This window comes from Bradyrhizobium sp. RP6 (genome assembly GCF_003837805.1).
Taxonomy (GTDB): Bacteria; Pseudomonadota; Alphaproteobacteria; order Rhizobiales; family Xanthobacteraceae; genus Bradyrhizobium.
Genome location: NZ_RQIT01000001.1, coordinates 475,101 through 488,739 on the forward strand (window position 1 = coordinate 475,101; position 13,639 = coordinate 488,739).

Here is a 13,639-nt window from a genome sequence, read left to right on the forward strand (position 1 = left end):
AGTTTCATCATGCAACTAAGGAGGCGAGCGTGAGACTGAAAGACAAGACGGCATTGATTACGGGCGGCAACAGCGGCATCGGGCTTGCGACGGCAAAACTGTTTGCGGCGGAAGGCGCCAAGGTAGTGATCACCGGGCGCAACAAGCAGACGCTGGAGGCTGCCGCGAAGGAACTCGGGCCGAACGCGCTCGCGCTCGCCGCCGACGCCACCGACATCGCCGCGACCGAAGCCGCCATCAAGCAGGGCGCGGAGAAGTTCGGCAAATTCGACATCGTGTTTGCCAATGCCGGCATCGCGGGCGGCACGCCGCTGGGCTCGGCGACGCCCGAAGTCTTCGAGAAGGTCATCAGCACCAATCTGACCGGCGTGTTCTTCACCGTGCAGTCGGCGCTGCCTTTTCTCAACGACAATGCCTCGATCATCCTCAACGGCTCGGTGATCTCCGTGCTCGGCATTCCCGGTTACTCCGCTTACGGTGCCGCAAAGGCCGGCGTGCGGGCGATGGCGCGGATCATGGCCTCGGAGCTGTCGCCGCGCGGAATCCGCGTCAATGTCGTGGCGCCCGGCGCGATCCGCACCCCGATCTGGGGGCCCGCGACCGCGACACCCGAAGCCGAGAAGGCGTTCGAGAAGCGGATCGCGCTATCGACGCCGCTCGGCCGCATCGGTGAAACGGATCACGTCGCGAAGACGGTGCTGTTCCTCGCTTCCGATGATTCCGCGCATGTGCAGGGGCAGGAGATCTTCGTCGACGGCGGCGCGGTGGCCTCCCCGAGCGGCGCGCCGATCTATCGCGGCTGATCAAACCAGGCGCAAATCGAACTGGCCGGCGCAGCCTATGCGGTTGCGCCGGTCGGTTCCGACGTCCGGCCAGGTGCATTGACTGAACCTTTGCGCGAGGTGTTGAACCTTCGCGGAAGCTGCAAAGACCCTCTTAAGGGACGGGCAGACTCATTATCTATAGGGAGTCTAGCATGCCGAAAGCAGCCAGCTTTTTCTCGTCGCTTTCATCACCGCGCATCTTCACCGAAAGATCCTCCGTTCCGGCCAGGCGCTCCGACACATCCGAGCTCGTCGCCATCGCGTTGTTGTGCGGCATGGGCCTGTTCGTCTCGCTTGTTGCCGTGATCCTGGGCATTTAGGGCGTCTGGTTCCAGCTCTGCAGATCGTGCAGCCATCAGCCGCCGCGTATTTCGGCGGCGGCCGATCTCGGCCCGGCGTCAGGCCGCCCGCAGGCTGGTGGCGGCTTGAAGCGCGCCCGCGAGCGCCTTCTCGCGGTGATCCGGTCCGACCTGGATGCCGTCGGCGATGATGAATTCGGCATTGCGGACGCCGATGAAGCCGAAGACGCCGCGCAGATAGCTTTCGAGGTGCTCCAGCGCTGCGGCTGGCGAGCCGGCGCCGTAATAGCCGCCGCGCGAGATCGCGACGATCACGCGTTTGCCGCCGGCGAGCCCCTCGGGCCCGGCCGCGCCATATTTAAAAGTCTTCCCCACCACCAGGATGCGGTCGATCCAGGCCTTGAGCTGGCTCGGAATCGTGAAGTTGTACATGGGTGCACCGATGACCACGACGTCGGCGCTCAGGAACTCCTCCAGCACCGCCGCGCTTGCGGCAAGGTCGGGCGCAAGCTCCGCCGGTGTGGGGGCGCCTTGCGCGGCCGCGAGATGCGAGCCGGAGAGATGGGCAAGCGGGGTCTGGGTCAGGTCGCGATAGACGACTTGAAGCGACGGCGTCGCCTGCCCGAGACGGTCGACGATGGCGGCGGAAACCTGCCGGCTGACGGAGTGGGGGCCGAGCACGCTGGAGTCGATATGGAGAAGTTTCATTTGGGGTCACCCTGGTATAGGTTTGTAACCAGCGCTACATGAGTGACTGTTGAAATCCCCGCAAGAACGCACTTTTTTGAGCCATGGGCACATCTTTGAAACCTGAGAACACCGATTTGCCTGCTCCGCCGAGGCCAAACCCAAGGCCACATCAGAGTCCCGATCCGATGCCGGATCGCAACCACGCGGACTGCCGCGGTGTCGCCTCCGTGCTGTCCCGTGTCGGCGACAAATGGAGCGTGTTCGTGATCATGATGCTCAGCGACGGGCCGAAGCGCTTCAACGAGCTGAAGCGCATGATCAACGGCATCTCGCAGCGGATGCTGACTTTGACGCTGCGCGGTCTCGAGCGCGACGGCCTCGTCACGCGCACGATCTTCCCGACCATCCCGCCGCGGGTGGACTATGAGCTGACCGATCTCGGCCGCGGTCTTCAGCAGCCGGTGAAGGCGCTCGGGGAGTGGGCGATCGAACATCAGGAGCAGATCGCGGCCGCGCGCACGCGGTTCGATGCGCGCAACGAGGGTTAGACTAGCGTTGCGGCTCGACAGTTCACGCCCGGAATGACGCCTTTCCAGTCAACGACATCGAAGGCACACCACTAGAGCAGCGACACCAATCCGCCGCCGTGGCGCTCGAGCCGGCCGGCGAGCTCGAGCTCCAGCAGCACCGTGTGCACGATTGTGGGCGAGGCGCCGGACATTCGTACGAGATCGTCGATCGTCACAGGGGCTGGGCCGAGCAGGTTGATGATCTGATCGCGGTCATGGCCCTGCGGATCACTCTCGAACGGCTCGCCGTCGGGCTCGCCTGCGGGGTGCATCAGGGGCCGTTCCATGATCGGCTGCACCGCGTTGACGATGTCGGCGGCTTCCGTGACGAGCGTTGCGCCCTGCTTGATCAGGTCGTTGGCGCCGGCGGCACGCGGATCGAGCGGCGAGCCGGGCACCGCGAACACCTCGCGGCCCTGTTCGGCCGCCATGCGCGCGGTGATCAGCGACCCCGAGCGGTGCGCGGCTTCCACCACGAGGACGCCGAGCGAGGCGCCCGAGATCAGCCGGTTGCGGCGTGGAAAGTCGCGGGCGCGCGGCTCGTGGCCGAGCGGCATCTCGGAGATCGCCGCAACCGCGTGGTCGAGGATTGCGGCGAGCAGGTAGCCATGCTCGGGCGGATAGATGCAATCATGGCCGCCCGCGAGCACGGCGATCGTGCCGTTCTCAACGCTTGCGCGATGTGCGGCCTGATCGACGCCGCGGGCGAGGCCCGAGATGACGACAAAACCGGCTTCGCCAAGTTCGCGCGCGAGCTGGCCGGCGAATTTCAAGCCCGCGCCGGAGGCGTTGCGCGAGCCGACGATGGCGATCATCGGCCGCATCAGGGTTTTCGTGTCGCCGCGTACGGCGAGCAGCGGCGGTGCGTCGTCGATCATCGCCAGCCGCGCCGGATAGCCGTCCTCGCCGGGGGCTAGCCAGGCGATGCCGAACTTGCGGCTCGCGGCGAGCTCGGCCTTCGCCTCATCGGCGCTACAGATACGGCCCGTCCGCTGCGCACCGCCGCGGCGCGCCAGATCAGGCAGGCGCTCCAGCGCCAGCCGCGCGGTGCCGAAATGATCGACCAGCGAACGGAAGGTGCGCGGCCCGACATTGTCGGAACGGATCAGCCGCAGGCGGTCGATCCGCTCAGCCTCGGTCAGCTCCACGCTTGGATTGATGGCGTCCACGGTGTCTCCTTGCAGGGACAGCATGGAACAACCTGAGGGCGTTGCGCAACAGGGACCTGCGCTTGCGCGACCTTGCTGCGATGCTAAAAGCGATCCCAATAAGAAGGATTTTGCCATGATCTCACTTGCCGACCTTCAGCGCCGCATCGAAGCGGGCGAGCTTTCGACTGACGCCGCCATCGCGCAATCGCACGCGGCGATCGAAGCCAAAGAGAAGGACGTCCACGCCTTCGTTCGCCACGACAAGTCGGCGAGGGCGCAAGGCTCCGGGCCGCTGCGCGGCATCGCGGTCGGCATCAAGGACATCATCGACACCGCCAACATGCCGACCGAGATGGGCTCGGAGATCTATCGCGGCTGGCAGCCGCGCGCCGACGCACCTGTGGTGATGATGCTGAAGCGGGCAGGGGCCACCATCATCGGCAAGACCACCACGACCGCGTTTGCCTCGCGCGATCCGACCCCGACGCGCAATCCCCACAATACGGGTCATTCGCCGGGCGGCTCCTCCTCCGGCTCGGCGGCGGCCGTCGGCGCCGGCATGATCCCGCTGGCGCTGGGCACCCAGACGGGCGGCTCGGTGATCCGGCCCGCCGCCTATTGCGGGACGGCCGCGATCAAGCCGTCGTTCCGGATGCTGCCGACGGTCGGTGTGAAGTGCTACTCGTGGGCGCTCGACACGGTCGGCTTGTTCGGCGCGCGCGCGGAGGATCTCGCGCGCGGGCTGCTCGCGATGACGGGCCGCACCGAATTTTCGGGCATTGCTCCGGCGAAGTCGCCCCGCATCGGGGTGGTCCGGCAGGAGTTTGCCGGCGCCGTCGAGCCGGCGGCCGAAGAGGGGCTGCTGGCCGCGATCAAGGCGGCCGAGCGCGCCGGTGCCAGCGTGAAGGCCGTCGATCTGCCCGAGGCGGTGCAGGAAGCCTGGCGCATCCATCCGATCATCCAGGATTTCGAGGCGCATCGCGCGCTGGCCTGGGAGTTCTCCGAGCGGCATGACGAGATCGCGCCGATGCTGCGCGCCAGTCTCGATGCGACCGTCGGGCTGACGCCAAAGGAATATGACGAGGCGCGCCGGATCAGCCGTCGCGGCCGGCGCGAGCTCGGCGAGCTCTTCGAAGGTGTCGACGTGCTTTTGACCTATTCGGCGCCAGGCACGGCGCCGGCCAAGGAACTCGCGAGCACTGGCGATCCCCGCTACAACCGGCTCTGGACGCTGATGGGCAATCCTTGCGTCAACGTGCCTGTCCTGAAGGTCGGCGGCCTGCCGATCGGCGTGCAGGTGATCGCCCGCTTCGGCAACGATCCGCTCGCGCTTGCGGCGGCCTGGTTTCTCGAGGACGCGCTGGCCCGGGCGTGAATGTGCGCCTCAATCTTATGTGAACGCGGCGGAGGCACCTGCACCGGCGCCCGGCCGACCAATTGAGCTCATGACACTTCCGCACCGACAGGGCCCGCGCGGCCCGCAGTTCTTTGCCGCGAGCGAAAGTCTCGGCGAGATTGTCGAGGCATTTTGTGACGTCGATCTCGCGGATGCCGCGACCGCCTGCGCGCGAACGATCAAGGTGCTGCCGACGACGTCGCCGGTGCTGATCGTGCACTATCGATCGCCAATGGCCTCACAACGCGGAGTCTACAAGCACGCCGTCAACGGCATGCACACGCGCGCGGCGGCGCTGAAGCCGAGCGGCCCGGTCGGTGTCGTGCTGGTGCGGTTGAAGCCTGATGCGGCCGATCGCGTGCTCGGGGTCAGGCCTGCCGACCTGCTCGATGCCAGCGTCGAAATCTGCGACATCTTCGGTGACCACGCGGCCGCACGGCTTGAAGGACGGCTCGCCGGGGCCGGCAGCGCGGCTGCGCGCGTGACTTGCATGCAGGGCTTTCTCGAGCAGAGGCGGCGGCCGTCACGCCTCGATCCGCTGGTTGCACGCGCGATGCGGGCGATCAGGCGGAGCCCGGCGATCTCGATGCGTGCCCTCGCCGATCGCCTCGACATCGGCGAACGCAGCCTGCAGCGCCGCTTCAAGACCGAGATCGGAGCGAGTGCGAAGCGGTTCGCACGGATCGAGCGGATGCTGCAGGCGATCGCGGCGCGCCGCTCCGGCGCCGATTGGGCGGATGTCGCGCATGCGGGCGGATTCACCGACCAGGCGCATCTGATCCGCGACTTCCGTACTTTCGCGGGAAGCTCGCCGGACGTGTTCTGCCGGCGTGTCGCGACCGACAGGGTACAGAGGTGGAATGACGAACTCGCGTCGTCGGATTTTTACAATACGTTTCTCACTGAGGCGGCTACCAGCGCGTCTTCAGACTTCGCAAGGAGACGCAAACATGTCGACAGAGTTCGCCCGCGGCGCTCGGCTGCGCAATGCCTTCAACAAGGAGACGTTTGTCTTCTCCGGACTGCTCGACGAAGGTGACGTCGCACGTTTCGGTGTGATCCTCGAAAAGGGCGGCTCGGGCGGCGGCAACGCGCTTATGCACGTGCATCCCGGCGCGGACGAGCACTTTGCAGTGAGGAGTGGACGCATCAAGTTTGTCGTCGACGGGCGTGAGCAGCTGGTGGACACAGGCGGCAGCGTGACCGTGCCGCGTGGCAGACCGCATTATTTCGCCAATGCCGGCGACGGTAACGCCGAGCTCGAGGTCTCGTTCACGCCGGCGCAGCAGCATCTGCGCTTCTTCGCCAATTTCGTCACGCTCACGGTGAAGCAGCCCAAATGGTTCTCCAGCGCCGGCGATCCGAACTTCCTGCTGATCGCACTGGTGCTACACGCCTATCGCAATCACATGTATCTGGCTGGCGTGCCGATCTGGCTGCAAAAGCTGCTGTTCGCCGTGCTTGCGCCGATGGCGCGCCTTGCCGGCTATCGGTTGGCGATCGAGCCGTTGCGTGAGGCGCCGGCCAGGTCAGGCCTTGCCGTGTGAGGCGAGGGATCAGACCAGTTCCGGCTCGGCCGCCGCGGGGGCGGCTCCCTGCGTCGCACCCGTACCTTGCCCGAGCCAGCGCGCGGCGGCCTCGCGACCGCTCCGGTGCAGCAGGCGAATGAAGCCGCGGCCGAGATCGGTCGATGAGCGCTGCGCCAAGCCGTCAAAGGAGTCTTCTGCCGCGATCCTGGTGAGGCGCAGCGGCGCTGTGGCGTACGACTGTGCCCATTCGATCGCCGCGATCTCGGCATTGAGCGCGGCGTTGGCCGCGATCTGGTCGAGCCTGCGGTCGATCGCGGCGAGCGTGATCGGCACATAGCTGTCGCGCGTCGGCGTGACCTGGACGAGCAGCAGATCCGTCGCCGCGGTTTCCCGGACCAGCCGCAGCAGCGGCGGATTGCCGCCGAAGCCGCCGTCCCAATAGGCCTCGCCATCGATCTCGACGGCGCAGTGAACCAGCGGTGGACAGGTCGAGGCCAGCGCGACGTCTGCGGTGATGGCGTCGTTGGCGAAGATCTGCTGCTGCCCGTCGCGGATCCGCGTCGCCGCGATCAGCAGCTTCGGGCACCCTGCGTCGCGCAAGATGGAAAAGTTGATGTCGCGCGACAGCGCCTGCCGCAGCGGATCGAGATCGAACGGATCGAACTGCCCGGAGCGCAGCGTCGGGCCGAACGCGACGGAGCTTCCCGCCGGCGAAAAGCCGCCGACCAGCATCAGCGAGCGGAACGAGGCCTCGTGCATCAGGCGGACCCAGAACCGGTTCAGCCGGCTGCGGGCGCCTTCGCGGCCGCCTTCGGCAAGGCCGCAGGCGAGCAGCAGCGCATTGATGGCGCCGGCGCTGGCGCCGCTGACGGTGTCGATCGCGATGTCGGGCTCTTCCAGCAGCCGCTCCAGCACGCCCCAGGTGAAGGCGGCAAAGGTGCCGCCGCCCTGGAGCGCCAGCGAGAGTTTTCGCGGCGGCCATTGGCCGGAACGCGCCTGCGGGAGCGCGACCGCTGCAGCCTTGGTGACCCCGACGTCTCGCGGAGCGTCGGCCTGCGCGACGGGCGCAGGCTGCGGCACTTGCGATGAAACGTGCGCGGGCGGTGGCGCATCGGACCAGATATTGGTCGCCGAAAGCAGCCGGCTTGCTGCGCTGCCGGAAGCACCGAGCGAACCAACCCTGTCATGCGCGTCGACAATCATCTCGCTCATTCTGAGCAACCGCGTAACGCCGTTTCCTGTGTCAGGATGACAGGCATGGAACCCGTTCGCTACTGCCTGCACCGAGCGGTGCGAAGTTGCGAACAGAATTTGGCATACAATGCGGAAGGTGTGCGGCGATATCCGTACTTTTTCCGGCTTCAGATTGTTGTTTGACGCGTTTTCTTGACGCGAACCGGCATCCACTTCGCTCGAAAACGCTCTAAAGCGCGATATCTCGATCAATCGTCATCGCGCTTTAGGTTGTTGTTCACGCATGATCTTTCCGGAAAACCGCTTCGCACTTTTCCGGATCATGCTTCAGGCCTTCTCGCCGATCCGGCTTTCCTTGCCGGTTTGCAGGCGCCTGATGTTCTCGCGATGCGCGTAGAACAAGAGCAGCGTCAGCACCGCTGTCAGCGCGGACAATGCGAGGTGGCCGAACCACCACAGGAACATCGGCGTGATGAACGCCGCCACCAGCGCGGAGAGCGAGGAATAGCGGGTGGTGAAGGCGGTCGCCAGCCAGAGCACGCAGAAAACGACGGCGCCAGGCCAGAACAGGCCAAGCAGGACGCCGATATAGACGGCGACGCCCTTGCCGCCCTTGAACTTGAGCCAGACGGGGAAGAGGTGACCGAGGAAGGCGCCGAGCCCGGCTGCCATCGCGGCATTGGGCCCGGCGATGTAGCCGGCGATCACCACGGCCACGGTGCCCTTGAGCGCGTCGAACAGCAGGGTGCCCGCCGCGAGGCTCTTGCGTCCCGTGCGCAGCACATTGGTGGCGCCGATGCTGCCGGAGCCGATCGAGCGGATATCCTGCGTGCCCGCGAGTTTGGTCAGGATCAGTCCGAATGGAATCGAGCCGAGGAGATAGCCGATGACGAAGGCCACCGGCAAGAATGCTTCAAGCCCCATGACGGCAGCTCCAAAGGCAGGATTCGCGTGTCGAACGATCGCGTATGTCAGACATGCTCGTAGACCGTCCGGCCGCCGACAATGGTGCGCACCACGCGGCCTGTAAAGCGGGCCTCGTCGAACGGGGTGTTCTTGCAAGGCGATTTGAGGTCGGCCGGATCGACCACCCAGGGCGTATCGGGATCGATCACGATGACGTCGGCGGGGCTGCCGACGCGCAGGGTTCCACCCGGCAGCCCGAGCAGCTCGGCTGGCCGGGTCGACATCGCCCGGATCAGCGTCTTCAGTTCCAGTTCGCCATTATGCACGAGCCGCAAGCCGGCCGGCAGCATGGTCTCGAGCCCGACGGCGCCCGGCGCGGCTTCCGCGAACGGCAGGCGCTTGACCTCGACGTCCTGCGGATTGTGGTCGGACATGATGACGTCGAGGAGACCGGAGGCGATCGCCGCCACCAGCGCCCGGCGGTCGTCCTCGGTCCGCAGCGGCGGCGACAGCTTCAGGAACGAACGGTAAGGGCCGATGTCGTTCTCGTTCAGCGCCAGATGATTGATCGAGACCGAGGCGCTGACGGCGAGCCCGGCGTCGCGGGCGCGCTGGAGGATGTCGAGGGAATCGATGCAGGTGAGCGAGGCCGCATGGTACCGGCCGCCGGTGAGCGCGACCAAGCGCAGGTCGCGCTCCAGCATCACGGCCTCGGCGGCGTTCGGGATCCCCATCAGGCCGAGCCGGGTCGCGAACTCGCCCTCGTTCATCACGCCTTCGCCGACGAGATCAGGGTCCTCGGTGTGATGCACGATCAGCGCGTCGAAGTCGCGGGCGTAGGTCAGCGCGCGGCGCATGACCTGCGCGTTGGTCACGCTCTTGTCGCCGTCGCTGAAGGCGACTGCGCCGGCCGCCTTCAACAGGCCGAACTCGGTCATTTCCTCGCCGTGCATGCCCTTGGTCAACGCCGCCATGGGCTGGATGTTGACGATCGCGGTGTCGCGGGCCCGGCGCATCACGAAGTCGACCGTCGCCGAATTGTCGATGACGGGCGAGGTGTCCGGCTGGCAGATGATGGTGGTGATGCCGCCCGTCGCGGCGGCCTGGCTCGCCGAGGCAAAGGTCTCGCGATGGCTGAGGCCGGGCTCGCCGACGAAGGCGCGCATGTCGATCAGGCCCGGCGCCACGATCTTGCCGGAGCAGTTGACGATGTCGGTACCCTCGGGGACGCCGGCCGCGCCGATGCCGCGGCGGGTCTCGCGGATGGTGCCATCGGCAATGAGAACGTCGCCGATGCCGTCGAAATCCCTGGAGGGATCGACGACGCGGGCGTTGGCGAGCAGGATGGGGCGGCGATCGGTCAGCATCGGCATCACGCGTTGGGCAGGTTGCGGGCGAGCGCTTCCAGCACGGCCATGCGCACGGCGACGCCCATTTCCACCTGTTCGCGGATCAGGGACTGGGCGCCGTCGGCCACGATCGAGTCGATCTCCACGCCACGGTTCATGGGACCTGGATGCATCACGAGAGCGTCCGGCTTGGCGTAGGCGAGTTTCTTCTGGTCGAGCCCGAAATAATGGAAATATTCCGATGACGAGGGCACGAAGGAGCCGTTCATGCGCTCGCGCTGCAGCCGCAGCATCATGACGATGTCGGCGCCCTCCAGGCCCTCGCGCATGTCGCGTGCGACCTCGACGCCCATCCGCTCGATGCCCGGCGGCAGCAGCGTGGAGGGGCCGACGACGCGGACGCGGGCGCCCATGGTGTTGAGCAGGATGATGTTGGAGCGGGCGACGCGCGAATGCAGCACGTCGCCGCAGATCGCGACCACGAGGCCCTCGATCCGGCCCTTGTTGCGGCGGATGGTGAGGGCGTCGAGCAGCGCCTGCGTCGGATGCTCGTGCGCGCCGTCGCCGGCATTGATCACGGAACCGTCAACCTTGCGCGCCAGCAGTTCCACCGCGCCGGAGGCATGATGGCGCACCACCAGGATATCGGGGTGCATCGCGTTCAGCGTCACGGCGGTGTCGATCAGGGTCTCGCCCTTGCGGATCGAGGAGGAGGACACCGACATGTTCATGACGTCGGCGCCGAGCCGCTTGCCGGCGAGTTCGAACGAGGACTGGGTCCGGGTGGAGGCCTCGAAGAAGAGGTTCACCTGCGTCCGTCCACGCAGGACGGTGCGCTTCTTGTCAACCTGGCGGTTGACCTCGACGTATTCTTCGGACAGGTCGAGGAGGCCGGAGATGTCGGCCGCGGAAAGGCCCTCGATGCCCAGCAAATGCCGGTGGCCGAGGACGAAGGTCGATTTCGATGTCATTAAAAGCAGAGCTATAGGGGCGGACGGCGGGGGGAGCAAGGGGCAAAGGCCAGGATGTGAGTTATCCCCTGATCTGTCTCCTTGTCGTCATTCCGGGGCGATGCGAAGCATCGAACTAGGGTGTGGGCTCCCGCACCCGAGAATCTCGAGATTCCGGGTCTGGTCCTTCGGACCATCCCGGAATGACGGAGAAAAAATGCGTATGTCTCTCCTCAAATCATTTCTGATTGCGAGCGTTGCCATAACCATAATCTCATCCGCCCACGCCCAACCTCTCCCCGGCGGCTTCGTTTACCTCCGCGACATCGATCCCAGCATCATCCAGGACATCCGCTACGCGACGTCGAACAATTTCGTCGGCCGTCCGCTCGCCGGCTACGGCGCCGGCGAATGCGTGGTGAAGCGCGAGGTCGGGCTGCGCCTGAAGGCGGTCCAGCAGGAACTGGCCGCACAGAACCTGTCGCTGAAAATGTTCGACTGCTACCGCCCGGCGCGGGCCTCGCGCGACATGGTGAAGTGGTCGCAGAACGGTCATGAGACGGCGGCCGAGCGGCGCTACAATCCGAACATCCCGAAGACCGAGCTGTTCCGCCTCGGCTACATTGCGAGCCGCTCGCAGCATTCCACGGGTGCAGCGCTCGATCTCACGCTGGTCGATCTCAAGGCCGACAATTCCGCCAAATACGATCCGTCGACGACCTATGCCGACTGCACTGCGCCGGTCGCGTTGCGCGCGCCCGAAGGCAGCGTCGACATGGGCACGGGCTACGACTGTACCGACGCGAAGGGGCATACCGCCGTAACGTCGATCAATCCGGAGCAACGCACCTGGCGCAAGCGGCTGGTCGCTGCGATGGCCAGGCAAGGCTTTGTGAACTATTCGAAGGAGTGGTGGCATTTTTCCCTGCCGGGGGCGGGCGGGGCAGCCTATGATTTCCCGATCCAGCCGCGGACGAGGTAGAGTTCGATTGAAACGAAAGCAGCCGCAAGCGGGGTTGCCTCTGCCGTCGGGAGAGGTGGCGCTGCCCGAGCCGAGATGACATCGATGGAAGTACCATGACCCAGCCGAGCTTTGCGACCCACGAGGTCTTTAACCAGTCGCCGCCATTCGAGGACGTCGACCTGTTCGCTGCGGACCGGCCGCTGGTCGAAGCGGTGAGGGCTAATGGCGGCGCGGCGGCGGAGCGCGAGCTGTCGGAGTTCGGCAAGCAATGGGGCTCGGCGGCGATGGCAGATCGCGGCCGCCTCGCGAACGAGAACACGCCGAAGCTGCGCACCTTCGATGCCAAGGGCAATCGCCGCGACCAGGTCGAGTTTCATCCCGCCTATCACGAGCTGATGGCGCACAGTGCGCATGCGGGCGTGCACAATTCGACCTGGACGGCAGATGGAAGACCTGCTGGCGATGCCGCCGAGGTCATTCGTGCCGCGAAATTCTATATCGCCGCGCAGGTCGAGACCGGCCATCTCTGCCCGATCACGATGACACGCGCCTCCGTCGGCGCGCTGGCGATGCAGCCTGACTTGCTGGCGCGCGTGATGCCGGTGCTGTCGACGAAGAGCTATGATCCCAGCTTTGCGCCCTGGTGGCAGAAGCGCGGCATGACGCTTGGCATGGGCATGACCGAGAAACAGGGCGGCACCGACGTTCGCGCCAACATGACGCGCGCCGTGCGCGACGGGGACGGCTATCGCATCACCGGTCATAAATGGTTCATGTCGGCGCCGATGTGCGATGCGTTCCTGGTGCTGGCGCAGGCGGAGGGCGGGTTGACCTGCTTCTTCATGCCGCGCTTCGCGCCGGACGGTTCGGTCAACGCCATCCAGTTCCAGCGGCTGAAGGACAAGCTCGGCAACCGCTCCAATGCCTCGTCCGAGGTCGAGTTCGTCGGCGCGTATGCGCAAGCGGTCGGCGAGGAGGGCAAGGGCATCCGCACCATCATCCAGATGGTGCAGCTGACGCGGCAGGATTGTGCGATCGCCTCCGTCGGGCTGATGCGCTCTGGGCTCGCGCATGCGCTGCACCATGCGCGGCACCGCAGCGTGTTCCAGAAGCATCTTGCCGACCAGCCCCTGATGCAGGCCGTGCTGTCGGACATGGCGCTGCATGTGGAGGCGAGCACGGCGCTGGTGATGCGGCTCTGCCGCGCCTTCGACCGCATGCCGCAGGATGCGGCGGAAGCCGCCTATATGCGGTTGTTGACGCCCGCGATCAAATACTGGACCTGCAAGAGCGCGCCGCCGTTCCTCGACGAGGCGATGGAGTGCCTCGGCGGCAACGGCTATGTCGAGGATGGCATTCTGGCGCGCCATTACCGGGAGTCGCCGGTCAACGCGATCTGGGAGGGTTCGGGCAACGTTATGTGCCTCGACGTGCTCCGCGCGCTCTCGCGCGAGCCGGAGGCGGCAATGGCGGTGCTGCAATCGCTGGCGGTCGAGACGAAGAGCCTACCGGGGGCAGGCGAGGCGGTGACCTTCATCGGCAAGACCTTCCGCCGCGCCGATGGCGAACGCGTTGCGCGCCTTGCCGTCGAGAAGCTGGCGCTGCTTGCCGCGTCGGCTGCGCTCAACGGCGTATCGCCGCGCAATGCCGAATTGTTCGCGAGCACGCGTCTAGCCGCCAATCACGCCAGCATGTATGGCGCGGTGGAGTTGGGCGGCCCCGATGTGCATGAACTGCTGGCGAGGGCGCTGCCGTGATTGTTGATCCCGTCATTCCGGGGCGGTCCGAACCGAACTATGGTGCGCAATTGCGCACCTG

At 66.1% G+C, this 13,639-nt stretch carries 14 protein-coding genes; 8 read left to right on the top strand and 6 right to left on the bottom strand.

Features of this window, described 5'->3' with window-relative positions; genetic code table 11:
- The first annotated feature begins 29 nt into the window (after positions 1 to 29).
- Together EHH60_RS02615 and EHH60_RS37380 are read left to right on the top strand one after the other, a co-directional pair.
- Positions 30 to 803, top strand: a complete 774-nt coding sequence (locus EHH60_RS02615) for an SDR family oxidoreductase (RefSeq protein ID WP_124157930.1) — start codon at positions 30 to 32, stop codon at positions 801 to 803.
- A 173-nt stretch (positions 804 to 976) separates the two neighbouring features.
- Positions 977 to 1,144: a hypothetical protein gene (locus tag EHH60_RS37380; protein ID WP_199751259.1), complete on the top strand. Its 168-nt coding sequence runs from the start codon at positions 977 to 979 to the stop codon at positions 1,142 to 1,144.
- A gap of 78 nt (positions 1,145 to 1,222) precedes the next feature.
- Here EHH60_RS37380 and EHH60_RS02620 read toward each other — a convergent pair whose 3' ends face one another.
- Complete coding sequence (locus EHH60_RS02620; protein ID WP_124157931.1) at positions 1,223 to 1,831, bottom strand: FMN-dependent NADH-azoreductase; 609 nt, start codon at positions 1,829 to 1,831, stop codon at positions 1,223 to 1,225.
- A gap of 83 nt (positions 1,832 to 1,914) precedes the next feature.
- Between EHH60_RS02620 and EHH60_RS02625 the strand changes: the two genes are divergently transcribed.
- Positions 1,915 to 2,361, top strand: coding sequence for a winged helix-turn-helix transcriptional regulator (locus tag EHH60_RS02625; RefSeq protein WP_124157932.1), 447 nt, complete (start codon positions 1,915 to 1,917; stop codon positions 2,359 to 2,361).
- Between the two features lie 71 nt (positions 2,362 to 2,432).
- Here EHH60_RS02625 and dprA read toward each other — a convergent pair whose 3' ends face one another.
- Positions 2,433 to 3,575: a DNA-processing protein DprA gene (dprA, locus tag EHH60_RS02630; RefSeq protein ID WP_124157933.1), complete on the bottom strand. Its 1,143-nt coding sequence runs from the start codon at positions 3,573 to 3,575 to the stop codon at positions 2,433 to 2,435.
- Positions 3,576 to 3,666: 91 nt separating this feature from the next.
- On the opposite strand from dprA, the gene EHH60_RS02635 reads away from it, so the two are divergent.
- The 3 genes from EHH60_RS02635 (at position 3,667) to EHH60_RS02645 (ending at position 6,476) form a co-directional block, all read left to right on the top strand.
- Positions 3,667 to 4,908: an amidase gene (locus EHH60_RS02635; protein WP_124157934.1), complete on the top strand. Its 1,242-nt coding sequence runs from the start codon at positions 3,667 to 3,669 to the stop codon at positions 4,906 to 4,908.
- Positions 4,909 to 4,978: 70 nt separating this feature from the next.
- On the top strand, positions 4,979 to 5,968 hold the full coding sequence (locus EHH60_RS02640) for an AraC family transcriptional regulator (protein ID WP_124157935.1): 990 nt from the start codon (positions 4,979 to 4,981) through the stop codon (positions 5,966 to 5,968).
- On the top strand, positions 5,880 to 6,476 hold the full coding sequence (locus EHH60_RS02645; protein WP_158626708.1) for a cupin domain-containing protein: 597 nt from the start codon (positions 5,880 to 5,882) through the stop codon (positions 6,474 to 6,476). Before EHH60_RS02640 ends, EHH60_RS02645 begins: the two co-directional genes overlap by 89 nt.
- Positions 6,477 to 6,485: 9 nt before the next feature.
- Here the strand turns inward: EHH60_RS02645 and EHH60_RS02650 are convergent, their stop codons facing one another.
- From EHH60_RS02650 to EHH60_RS02665, 4 genes are all read right to left on the bottom strand, one after another.
- On the bottom strand, positions 6,486 to 7,670 hold the full coding sequence (locus EHH60_RS02650; protein ID WP_199751260.1) for a patatin-like phospholipase family protein: 1,185 nt from the start codon (positions 7,668 to 7,670) through the stop codon (positions 6,486 to 6,488).
- Positions 7,671 to 7,979: 309 nt separating this feature from the next.
- Positions 7,980 to 8,576 carry a glycerol-3-phosphate 1-O-acyltransferase PlsY gene (plsY, locus tag EHH60_RS02655; protein WP_124157938.1) on the bottom strand — a complete coding sequence of 199 codons (597 nt, stop codon included), beginning with the start codon at positions 8,574 to 8,576 and terminating at the stop codon, positions 7,980 to 7,982.
- Between the two features lie 47 nt (positions 8,577 to 8,623).
- Complete coding sequence (locus EHH60_RS02660; RefSeq protein WP_199751261.1) at positions 8,624 to 9,925, bottom strand: dihydroorotase; 1,302 nt, start codon at positions 9,923 to 9,925, stop codon at positions 8,624 to 8,626.
- Between the two features lie 5 nt (positions 9,926 to 9,930).
- Positions 9,931 to 10,878 carry an aspartate carbamoyltransferase catalytic subunit gene (locus EHH60_RS02665; RefSeq protein ID WP_124157940.1) on the bottom strand — a complete coding sequence of 316 codons (948 nt, stop codon included), beginning with the start codon at positions 10,876 to 10,878 and terminating at the stop codon, positions 9,931 to 9,933.
- A 202-nt stretch (positions 10,879 to 11,080) separates the two neighbouring features.
- Between EHH60_RS02665 and EHH60_RS02670 the strand changes: the two genes are divergently transcribed.
- Together EHH60_RS02670 and EHH60_RS02675 are read left to right on the top strand one after the other, a co-directional pair.
- Positions 11,081 to 11,839: a M15 family metallopeptidase gene (locus tag EHH60_RS02670; RefSeq protein WP_124158333.1), complete on the top strand. Its 759-nt coding sequence runs from the start codon at positions 11,081 to 11,083 to the stop codon at positions 11,837 to 11,839.
- Positions 11,840 to 11,934: 95 nt separating this feature from the next.
- On the top strand, positions 11,935 to 13,578 hold the full coding sequence (locus EHH60_RS02675; protein WP_124157941.1) for an isovaleryl-CoA dehydrogenase: 1,644 nt from the start codon (positions 11,935 to 11,937) through the stop codon (positions 13,576 to 13,578).
- The last annotated feature ends 61 nt before the right edge of the window (positions 13,579 to 13,639 follow it).

Excerpts from the sequence above, each read along its gene's own strand:
- EHH60_RS02620 (WP_124157931.1), bottom strand. The coding sequence starts at position 1,831 with ATGAAACTTCTCCATATCGACTCCAGCGTGCTCGGCCCCCACTCCGTC.
- EHH60_RS02625 (WP_124157932.1), top strand. The coding sequence starts at position 1,915 with ATGGGCACATCTTTGAAACCTGAGAACACCGATTTGCCTGCTCCGCCG.
- EHH60_RS02635 (WP_124157934.1), top strand. The coding sequence starts at position 3,667 with ATGATCTCACTTGCCGACCTTCAGCGCCGCATCGAAGCGGGCGAGCTT.
- EHH60_RS02660 (WP_199751261.1), bottom strand. The coding sequence starts at position 9,925 with ATGCTGACCGATCGCCGCCCCATCCTGCTCGCCAACGCCCGCGTCGTC.
- EHH60_RS02645 (WP_158626708.1), top strand. The coding sequence starts at position 5,880 with ATGTCGACAGAGTTCGCCCGCGGCGCTCGGCTGCGCAATGCCTTCAAC.
- EHH60_RS02665 (WP_124157940.1), bottom strand. The coding sequence starts at position 10,878 with ATGACATCGAAATCGACCTTCGTCCTCGGCCACCGGCATTTGCTGGGC.
- EHH60_RS02670 (WP_124158333.1), top strand. The coding sequence starts at position 11,081 with ATGTCTCTCCTCAAATCATTTCTGATTGCGAGCGTTGCCATAACCATA.
- plsY (WP_124157938.1), bottom strand. The coding sequence starts at position 8,576 with ATGGGGCTTGAAGCATTCTTGCCGGTGGCCTTCGTCATCGGCTATCTC.
- EHH60_RS02650 (WP_199751260.1), bottom strand. The coding sequence starts at position 7,670 with ATGAGCGAGATGATTGTCGACGCGCATGACAGGGTTGGTTCGCTCGGT.
- EHH60_RS02640 (WP_124157935.1), top strand. The coding sequence starts at position 4,979 with ATGACACTTCCGCACCGACAGGGCCCGCGCGGCCCGCAGTTCTTTGCC.
- EHH60_RS37380 (WP_199751259.1), top strand. The coding sequence starts at position 977 with ATGCCGAAAGCAGCCAGCTTTTTCTCGTCGCTTTCATCACCGCGCATC.
- EHH60_RS02675 (WP_124157941.1), top strand. The coding sequence starts at position 11,935 with ATGACCCAGCCGAGCTTTGCGACCCACGAGGTCTTTAACCAGTCGCCG.
- dprA (WP_124157933.1), bottom strand. The coding sequence starts at position 3,575 with ATGCTGTCCCTGCAAGGAGACACCGTGGACGCCATCAATCCAAGCGTG.